Genomic DNA, 1015 nt, shown 5'->3' with positions numbered 1-1015 from the left:
GCCGGTCGCACCAGTCTGGCCTGTCGCTCCGGTCTGGCCTGTCGCTCCGGTCTGGCCGGTTGCTCCGGTCTGGCCGGTCGCACCAGTCTGGCCTGTCGCTCCGGTCTGGCCGGTTGCTCCGGTCTCACCTGTCGCTCCGGTCTGGCCGGTCGCACCAGTCTGGCCTGTCGCTCCGGTCTGGCCGGTTGCTCCGGTCTGGCCGGTCGCACCAGTCTGGCCTGTCGCTCCGGTCTGGCCGGTCGCACCAGTCTGGCCKGTYGCTCCGGTCTGGCCGGTCGCTCCGGTCTCACCTGTCGCTCCGGTCGCACCAGTCTGGCCTGTCGCTCCGGTCTGGCCGGTCGCACCAGTCTGGCCTGTCGCTCCGGTCTGGCCGGTCGCACCAGTCTGGCCTGTCGCTCCGGTCTGGCCGGTTGCTCCGGTCTCACCTGTCGCTCCGGTCTCACCTGTCGCTCCGGTCGAGCCGGTCGCACCAGTCTGGCCTGTCGCTCCGGTCTGGCCTGTCGCTCCGGTCTGGCCGGTTGCTCCGGTCTGGCCGGTCGCACCAGTCTGGCCTGTCGCTCCGGTCGAGCCGGTCGCACCGGTCTGGCCTGTCGCTCCAGTCTGGCCTGTCGCTCCGGTCTGGCCTGTCGCTCCGGTCTGGCCGGTTGCTCCGGTCTGGCCGGTCGCACCAGTCTGGCCAGTTGCTCCGGTCGAGCCGGTCGCACCAGTCTGGCCTGTCGCTCCGGTCGAGCCGGTCGCACCAGTCTGGCCKGTYGCTCCGGTCTGGCCGGTCGCACCAGTCTGGCCTGTCGCTCCGGTCGAGCCGGTCGCACCGGTCTGGCCGGTCGCWCCAGTCTGGCCTGTCGCTCCGGTCTGGCCTGTCGCTCCGGTCTGGCCGGTTGCTCCGGTCTGGCCGGTCGCACCAGTCTGGCCTGTCGCTCCGGTCTGGCCGGTTGCTCCGGTCTCACCTGTCGCTCCGGTCTGGCCGGTCGCACCAGTCTGGCCTGTCGCTCCGGTCTGGCCGGTTGCTCCGGTC

The 1015-nt window shown here is 72.0% G+C and carries 1 protein-coding gene; it reads right to left on the bottom strand.

Annotation, left to right across the window (positions count from 1 at the left end):
- On the bottom strand, positions 1-1015 hold a 1015-nt coding region (locus AC1D10_RS35555), incomplete at both ends, for a beta strand repeat-containing protein (RefSeq protein WP_477279984.1).

The sequence above is a fragment of the Mesorhizobium sp. P2_A8 genome (genome assembly GCF_056404935.1).
Note: the sequence above shows the minus strand (reverse complement) of the source record. Positions and strands in the feature narration are given on the sequence as shown.